Source organism: Kitasatospora sp. NPDC022856 (genome assembly GCF_055561235.1).
Genome location: NZ_JBVHHE010000039.1, coordinates 44,874 through 53,412 on the forward strand (window position 1 = coordinate 44,874; position 8,539 = coordinate 53,412).

At 73.6% G+C, this 8,539-nt stretch carries 6 protein-coding genes; 4 read left to right on the forward strand and 2 right to left on the reverse strand.

Annotated elements, in window-relative coordinates:
- Positions 1 to 25 precede the first annotated feature (25 nt).
- Positions 26 to 1,315, forward strand: a complete 1,290-nt coding sequence (locus tag ACZ34W_RS32200) for a L,D-transpeptidase family protein (RefSeq protein ID WP_465609128.1) — start codon at positions 26 to 28, stop codon at positions 1,313 to 1,315.
- 131 nt (positions 1,316 to 1,446) lie between these two features.
- Positions 1,447 to 2,391, forward strand: a complete 945-nt coding sequence (locus ACZ34W_RS32205; RefSeq protein ID WP_329488228.1) for a beta-ketoacyl-ACP synthase III — start codon at positions 1,447 to 1,449, stop codon at positions 2,389 to 2,391.
- Positions 2,392 to 2,665: 274 nt separating this feature from the next.
- On the opposite strand, the gene ACZ34W_RS32210 is transcribed toward ACZ34W_RS32205, so the two are convergent.
- The gene (locus ACZ34W_RS32210; protein WP_329488227.1) at positions 2,666 to 3,313 is read right to left on the reverse strand and encodes a TetR family transcriptional regulator; all 648 of its coding nucleotides are present in this window, start codon (positions 3,311 to 3,313) and stop codon (positions 2,666 to 2,668) included.
- 426 nt (positions 3,314 to 3,739) lie between these two features.
- On the opposite strand from ACZ34W_RS32210, the gene ACZ34W_RS32215 reads away from it, so the two are divergent.
- On the forward strand, positions 3,740 to 6,100 hold the full coding sequence (locus tag ACZ34W_RS32215) for an outer membrane protein assembly factor BamB family protein (protein WP_465609131.1): 2,361 nt from the start codon (positions 3,740 to 3,742) through the stop codon (positions 6,098 to 6,100).
- Between the two features lie 45 nt (positions 6,101 to 6,145).
- Here the strand turns inward: ACZ34W_RS32215 and galE are convergent, their stop codons facing one another.
- Positions 6,146 to 7,132, reverse strand: coding sequence for a UDP-glucose 4-epimerase GalE (gene galE, locus ACZ34W_RS32220; RefSeq protein ID WP_465609133.1), 987 nt, complete (start codon positions 7,130 to 7,132; stop codon positions 6,146 to 6,148).
- 173 nt (positions 7,133 to 7,305) lie between these two features.
- On the opposite strand from galE, the gene ACZ34W_RS32225 reads away from it, so the two are divergent.
- Positions 7,306 to 8,448, forward strand: coding sequence for a S1C family serine protease (locus ACZ34W_RS32225; protein WP_442906807.1), 1,143 nt, complete (start codon positions 7,306 to 7,308; stop codon positions 8,446 to 8,448).
- Positions 8,449 to 8,539 lie beyond the last annotated feature (91 nt).

Consider the following 8,539-nt stretch of genomic DNA (forward strand, 5'->3'; position numbering starts at 1 on the left):
GTCCGGATTTGGCAGGATCAGCGCCATGTCCGGTTCCCATCGCGCCACCGCGTACCCGTCGTACGAGCCGATGCACGAGCCGGTGTACGAGGTGCCGCAGCAGTCCTACGGGGTCTACGAGCAGCAGTCCCACCAGGGCTGGGACGCTCCCGCGCAGGCCGTGGCCGACCCGAACCAGCCGTTCCACGACGGCTGGAACGGCTACCCGCAGCAGGACCACTGGAACCACCAGGCCCTCCAGGCCCACCAGAACCACCAGAACCACCCGGACCACCAGGCGGTCTACGTCCCGCAGGCCACCGCCGCCGAGGGCTACGACGCCTACGACCGGCCGTTCCAGCCCCAGCCCGTCGAGCCGGTGGCGCCGCTCGCCGCCGCACCGGTCCGGCCCCGGGGCCAGGCGCCCGCGGCCGACCCGGCCGCCGCCGCGGCCGGTCCCCGGGCGGCCGCCCGCGGCCACCGCCGCAAGCCCAAGAAGAAGCGCGGGGGCAAGGCCGTGACCGCCGGCACCGCGCTGCTGCTCGCGGCCGCCGCGGGCTGGTACACCGTCGGCCAGGACTCCGGCCACCCGGGCGTGACCGCCGCCGACGGCCCCGGTCCGGAGGGCGTCTCCGCCCCGGACCAGCCCTCCCCGGCCGCCGCCGCGCCGGCCGCCCAGGCCGCGAGCGACCGGCACACCGGAGCCCCCGCCGCCGACCGCAGCGAGTCCCGCCCGGACGGCTCGGTGGCCGCGATACCCGGTCTGGGGGCCGCCTTCACCGCGCGGATACCCGCCGAGACCACCCAGGTCGTGCTCGCCTCCGGTCAGGACAAGGACGCCAACCGGACCGCCGTCACGCTCTGGACCCGCACCGCCGAGGGCCGCTGGCTGGCCGGCGAGACCTGGCAGGGGCACAACGCCAACAAGGGCTGGACCACCGACCACAACGAGGGCGACCTGCGCAGCCCGATCGGGGTCTTCTCGCTCACCGACGCGGGCGGCCGCAACGCCGACCCCGGCAGCCGCCTCCCGTACGACAAGGACGCCAACTTCGTGGTCTCCGGGAAGGGCTTCGCGGGCGAGTCGCTGGCCGGCTCCTTCGACTACGTGATCGCGATCAACTACAACCGGGTGCCCGGCAACTCGCCGCTCGACCCGCGACGCCCCAGCGGCTCCTCGAAGGGCGGCGGCATCTGGATCCACGTCGACCACGGCGGCCCGACGCACGGCTGCGTCTCGGTGCCCGAGGACAAGATGGCCCAGCTGATCCGCACCCTCGATCCGGCGGCCCATCCGGTGATCGTGATGGGTGACTCGGCCTCACTGGCCGCCTGAACCGGCCGTCCCGGCCGCCGCCACTCCCCAGGCGCCGCAACGGCCCTTGTCGGCCTCCTACAGCTTCCGGGGGCGGATCCTGTAGCCGGTCGCGCCCCGCTGACCAGCGGGTAACCCGGTTGAGTGGCTGTATGAGCGGTTCGCGCATTGTGGCACTCGGCCACTACCAGCCCCCCAAGGTCCTCACCAACGACGACCTGGCGGTGCTGGTCGACACCGACGACGAGTGGATCCGCAGCCGGGTGGGGATCCGGACCCGCCACATCGCCGAGGGTGAGACCCTGGTCGACCTGGCCACCGAGGCGGCCCAGAAGGCGCTGGCCAACAGCGGCCGCTCGGCCGCCGAGATCGACCTGGTCGTGGTCGCCACCTGCACCGCGGTCGAGCGCAGCCCCAACACGGCCGCCGCCGTCGCCGCCCGCCTCGGCGTGCGCGCGCCCGCCGCCTACGACATCAACACGGTCTGCTCGGGCTTCTCCTACGCGCTGGCCACGGCCGACCACGCGATCCGGGCCGGTGCGGCCACCCGCGCGCTGGTGATCGGCGCCGAGCGGATGTCGGACACCCTCGACTGGACCGACCGGACCACCTGCGTGATCTTCGGGGACGGTGCCGGCGCGGCGGTGGTGGAGGCCCAGGAGGAGGGCGCCGAGCCGGGCATCGGCCCGGTGGTCTGGGGCTCGGAGCCGGAGAAGAGCGACGCCGTGGTGATCACCGGCTGGGATCCGGTGATCAGCCAGCAGGGCCAGTCGGTGTTCCGCTGGGCCACCACCCAGATCGCCCCGCTGGCCCGGAAGACCTGCGAGAAGGCCGGCATCGACCCGTCCGAGCTCAAGGGCTTCGTGCCGCACCAGGCGAACCTGCGGATCATCGACGCGATCGCCGCCAAGCTGGGCGCGCCCGACGCGGTGGTCGCCCGGGACGTCGTGGTGTCCGGCAACACCTCGGCCGCGTCCATTCCGCTGGCCTTCTCCAAGATGGTCGAACGCGGCGAGCTGTCGCCCGGCGACCCGGTGCTGCTGTTCGGCTTCGGCGGCGGCCTGGCGTACGCCGGTCAGGTCGTCCGCTGCCCCTAGCGGCCCCCTGAGCCCCCAGGGCACCCCGTGGCGCCCCCTGGGCGCCCGCCGCGGCCCTTCCGGGCCCCCGGGCGTCCCCGGGAGGCCCGGAAGCCCCCTCTCACGCGCGCATGCCGGTGGGCGGGCACCCTGCACGGGTGCCCGCCCACCGGCATGTCTGGCACGCTGCGGCACGTCGGCGGACCTCCCCCGAGGACACGGCCGCCGTCCGTCGTTCCCCGGACAGGAGGCCGGGGCTGCGTGCGGAGCGGATGGGTGGGTAGGCGGGATCGGTCTACTTGGGCGGCTTCTTGCCGGTGACACCCAGGTACACCAGGGGAGCGAGGTTGGGCTTCAGGTCCTTGACCTTGACGCCCCACGAGGTGAACGCCTTCTGGTGCTCGGCCGCCGAGGCGAGCAGCGAGACCAGCGAGCCGGCGACGGCGGCCGGGTCGAGCGACTTGTCGGCCTGGCCCTTCGTCTGGAGCTCCTTGACGGCCTCCGTGAGGGGCTTGGCGACCGCGTTGAGGACCGTCATGCGGATCTTGAAGAACCGCTTGTCCCCTTCGGCGGCACCGAGCGTGACCACTCGGAGAATGGCGTCGTTCTTGCGCCAGAAGGCGAGGAATCCGTCGACCAGTTCTTCCGAAGTGGTCGTGCCGGACTTCCCTGCCCAGGACTTTCCGGCCACCAGCTCTTTGAGGGTGTCGGAGTCCTTGGCCATTTCCTCGGCGATTTCGAGGACTGCGCCCTCGACATCCGGGAAGTACTGGTAGAAGGTCGCGGGGGAGGTACCCGCCATACGGGCGACGTCGATGACCTTGACGTCCCGATAGGGCGACGTGCTGAGCATCTCGCGGAGGCAGTCGAGCAGCTTCTGCCGCGTCTCCTGTCCGCGTCGCCCGGCGACGCGACCGTCGACGGTGCGAACTTGTCCTGTCATGCCGTCAGCTTACCGTGGCACGATCTTGGCGCGATTCGGTGATGCGACTATTACTCCGCACGGGGGGTTGCTATAGGGGGCGTGAACGACTTCGGACGGATATTCATCGGGCTCCGGAGGCACCTGTTGAAGCCCCCCCGTGTGCTTATGACCCCACAGCGTGACGGACCCTCCGCTGAGGGGTGGTCGAGTGACAGAGCGTGACGATCGCGGCCGGATCCGAGGTGCCCGAAAAAGAGTTGCGGGCATCTCGTGTGCAAGCCGCAGGCGGAGCGGGCGTCAGAATCCGGCCGTTCCGGCGGCACTGACCGGACGGTGAGCCGGAGGGGCCTCTGGGCGGGGGAGGTTGGAGTTGACCGGGGCGGCATTGGAGAATCGGCTGCGGCACCCCGTGGCGGGTGCGGAAGACGGGGAGGTGGCAGCGGAGTGGACCAGCTGACGGCGCACGATCCGAGGCGGATCGGGCCCTTCGAGGTGCTGGGGCGGCTCGGCGCGGGCGGGATGGGCCTGGTCTACCTGGCGCGCTCCGCGTCCGGCCGGCGAGTGGCCATCAAGACCGTCCGGGGGGAGCTGGCCGAGGACGAGCTGTTCCGGGTCCGTTTCGCCCGGGAGATCGCGGCCGCCAAGACGGTGGGCGGGTTCTACACCGCCGCCGTGGTCGACGCCGACGCCGACGCCCGGGTGCCCTGGCTGGCCACCGCGTACGTCCCGGCGCCGTCCCTGGAGGACCTGGTCACCGAGTGCGGGCCGCTGCCCGCGGGGGCGGTGCGCTGGCTGGTGGCCGGCATCGCGGAGGCGCTCCAGTCCATCCACGCGGCCGGGCTGGTCCACCGTGACCTCAAGCCCTCCAACGTGCTGGTGGTCGAGGACGGTCCGCGGGTGATCGACTTCGGCATCGCCGCCGGCGTCTCCAGCACCCGGCTCACCATGACCAACGTCGCGGTCGGCACCCCGGCGTACATGTCGCCGGAGCAGGCCCGGGACAGCCGTGGCGTCACCGGTGCCAGCGACGTCTTCTCGCTCGGGTCGCTGCTGGTCTTCTGCGCCACCGGGCACCCGCCGTACCGGGGCGCCAACCCGGTCGAGACGGTCTTCCAGCTGCTGCGCGACCAGCCCGACCTCTCCGGCCTGCCGGCCGAGCTGGTGGACCTGGTGCGCGCCTGCATGCGGCCCTCCCCGGAGCACCGGCCCTCGCCGGCGCAGATCCAGGCCGAGCTGGCCCCGCACCTGTTCTCCCGTGACGACGCCTCGGGCGAGGCGGGGGACTGGCTGCCGGCCAACGCGCTGGAGCTGATCGAACGCAAGCGCGGCCGCCGCCCGGCCCCGGCGCCCGCCCCCGCTCCGGCGCCCGCGCCGCCGCAGCCGGCCCCGCCGCCCCACCCGCACCAGCCGCTGCCGCCCCAGCGCCCCGCGCAGGACGACCCGCGCACCCGGCACCCCGCCGAGCGGTACGCGCCGCCCGCGCCCGGGCCGGTGCACGCGCTGCCCGGGCCGGACACCGAGGCCGCCACCGAGAAGCTCGCCGCCCCCCGCCGCCACCGGGCCCCGGTCGCCGGGGAGAGCGCCGCCGAGGTCCGGCTGCCCGGGGCCTCGGTCCGGATAGGCCCGGGTCCGCGCGCCGAGCAGGCCGGGCCGGGGGCCGCGCCCGCCGAGACGGACTGGGTCCGCCGGGCGACGCCGCCGCCGGTCCAGGCCGCCCGCTGGCGCCCCTGGCGGTTCCGGATGTCCAACGACGTCTGGGGCACCCCGGTGGTCGCCGACGGCACGCTCTTCGTCTCCAGCTTCGAGGTGCACGCCCTGGACGTCGCCTCCGGCCAGCGCCGCTACAAGACCCGGGACGTCGCCTGGGCGCTCGCGGTGGACGCCGGCCGGGTGCACGCCGCCGACGGCCCGCACCTGTACACGGTGGACGTCGCGGACGGCACCGAGCGCTGGCGCAACTCGCTGGACGGCTGGGTCTACTCGCTGGACGCCGCCGACGGCGTGCTCTGCTGCGGCGTCCGGGGCGGCGGGGTGCAGCTGCGCTCGGCGGCCGGCGGTGCCGAGCTGTGGCGCGCCGACGACGCCCAGCAGGACTACGAGAACCCGCAGTCCGGGCCGGCCCTGGTGGGCGGCGCCGCGTACTACTACGGCGGCGGGCGGCTGCGCTGCGTCGATCCGCGCGGTGCGGGCCTGCGCTGGTCCTTCCCGGTGGGCGAGGACGTGCCGTCGCGCCCCGCCGAGCGGGCCGGCGTGCTGTACGTGACGGCCGGCACCCGGGTGTACGCGCTGGACGCGGCCAGCGGCGCCGAGCGCTGGCGCTTCGAGGCGCCGGTGGTGCTCTTCACCCCGCCGACGCTGGACGCGGACGCGGTCTACGTCGCCGACTACCTCGGCACGGTCTACGCGCTCGACGCGGCGACCGGCCGGGACCGCTGGCGCGCCGCCACCGGCAACCGGCAGGGCGCCGAGCCGGTGGTCGTCGGGGACGGCATGGTGCTGGTCGGCAGCGGGGACGTGCTCTACGCGTTCGAGGCGGCCACCGGCCGGGAGCGCTGGCGCTACACCGCGCGGGGCGAGATCGTCGGCTCGCCGGCGGTCGCCGACGGCCTGGTCCACCTGGGCAGCCGCGACCACTCGCTGCACACCCTGGACCTGGTGAGCGGTCAGCTGCGGTGGGAGCTCGGCACCAAGGGCGAGCTGACCGGCTCGCCGGTGGCGGTCGGCGGGCGGGTCTTCGTCGGCAGCAAGGACCGCTGCGTGTACGCGCTGGACGCCTTCTACGGCACGGCGGTGCCCTCGCACTGAGCCGCCGTCCCGAACGCCTCGCAGGCGGGAACCCGAGGGCCGGCCCTACCGCCTGCGGGCCCCCGGGTGCCGGGCGCACCAGCCCTCCCAGGCCGAGGTCACCATCTCCTCGACCCCGTGGCGGGCCGTCCAGCCCAGCTCGCGGTGGATCAGCTCGGCGGAGGCGACCACCCGGGCCGGGTCGCCGGCGCGGCGCGGGGTGACCTCGCCGGTGGTGTCGTGGCCGGTGACCCGGGCGATCACGTCCAGCATCTCCCGGACGCTGACGCCCTCGCCGCGGCCGATGTTGAGGACCAGCGAGGTCTCGCCGGGCGGGTCGGCGGCGAGCCGCCGGGCGGCCGCCACATGGGCCGAGGCGATGTCCCGGACGTCGATGAAGTCGCGGACGCAGGTGCCGTCCGGGGTGGGGTAGTCGGCGCCGAAGATCAGTGGGGCGCGCCCGGCGGTGAGCCGTTCGAAGACCATCGGGATCAGGTTGTAGGCGCCCTCGTCGGAGAGCTCGGGCGAGGCGGCGCCGGCCACGTTGAAGTAGCGCAGCGAGACGGTGGAGATGCCGTGCGCCCGGCCGACCGCGGACACCAGCCACTCGCCGGCCAGTTTGGTCTCGCCGTAGGGGTTCATCGGGGCGCAGGGGGCCGTCTCGGTGACCAGTTCGACGTCTGGCATGCCGTAGACGGCGGCGGAGGAGGAGAAGAGGAAGCGCGGCACCCCGGCCTCGGCGACGGCCTCCAGCACGTTCTGCAGGCCGGTGAGGTTCTCCCGGTAGTAGTAGAACGGCCGCTCCACCGACTCGCCGACCCGCTTCTTCGCCGCGAAGTGCAGCACGCCCGCGATGTCCTGGGAGCGCAGGGCGGTGTCCAGCGCGGCGCGGTCCAGGGTGGAGCCCTCGATCAGGGCGACTCCCCGCGGCAGCCGGGCGCGGTCGCCGGTGCTGAGGTCGTCCAGTACCGCCACCCGCTCGCCGGCCTCGACCAGCTGGTGCACCACGTGCCTGCCGATGTACCCGGCACCACCGGTGATCAACCAAGTCATGGCGTGAATCCTAGGGCTTGTCCGCCTTGCCCCAGGTCGTGCCCGGTGACGGGCGCGTCGGGGCAATGACTCGGACATATCGGTGAAATGCTGACAAAGATCTCTGTGATCTCGATGGTTCCGCACGGATCTCGACGGCCCCGGTACGGCCGATGGAATCGGAGGCAGCCCAGGTGAACCGAAAGAAGGAACCCACCCGCCCGCTCCCGGCCGGGCCGCGCCCCACCGGCCCCCGGGCGTTCGGCGGGCGACTGACCGGGCCGGCGGCCGTCGCCGCGCTGACCGCGCTGGCGGTGGCCGGGTGCAGCAGCGGATCGTCCTCCTCCTCGTCGACCGCCACCACCCCCGGCGCTTCCTCGTCGTCCTCCGCCCAGCCGGCCGGCGGCAACCAGCTCCAGGACGCCTACCAGAAGGTGATCGCCGACGTGCTGCCCTCGGTGGTGCAGATCACCACCGCGACCGGGCTCGGCTCCGGGATCGTCTACGACAACAAGGGCGACATCGTCACCAACGCCCACGTGGTCGGCACCGCCACCACCTTCACCGTCACGCTGGCCAACAGCACCAAGGCCCTGGACGCCACGCTGGTCGCCTCCTACCCGGACTCCGACCTCGCGGTGATCAAGCTGACCAGCCCGCCGAGCGCCCTCAAGCCGGCCGTCTTCGGGGACTCCGCCAAGGTCGAGCTGGGGCAGATCACCCTGGCGATGGGCAGTCCGCTGGGCCTGTCCAGCAGCGTCACCCAGGGCATCGTCTCGGCCACCGGCCGGACCGTCTCGGAGCCCCAGGGCGGTGGTTCGCCGGGCGCCACCATCGGCAACATGGTGCAGACCTCGGCGGCGATCAACCCGGGCAACAGCGGCGGCGCGCTGGTCAACCTGAACAGCCAGGTGATCGGCATCAACACGCTCGCCGCCACCGAGCCGGAGGCCAACGGGGCCGCCGCGCCCGGTATCGGCTTCGCCATCCCGGCGTCCACCATCACGAGCATCGCCGACCAGCTGATCAAGGACGGCAAGGTCACCAACTCCGGCCGGGCCGCGCTGGGGGTCACCGCCCGGACGTACTTCGACCAGAACTTCCGCCCGGCCGGGGCCGTGCTGGTGGCCGTCGGCGCGGGCGGGCCGGCCGCCTCGGCGGGGCTCCAGCCCGGCGACGTGATCACCAAGGTCGGCGACGCCACCGTCGACTCGCTGAACGGGCTCACCAGCGCGCTCGCCTCGCTCACCCCGGGGACCACGACGACCGTCGGCTACACCCGGGACGGGCAGGCCAAGACCGCCGACGTCACCCTCGGCACGCTGGAAACGCCCTAGTAGTACTTCGTTAGGTTGGGGCGGGTTGTCGGGTTCGGCTTCTGGGCTTCGTTGTGGGAAGTGGGTGTTGGCAGGTGTGGCAAATGCCGGT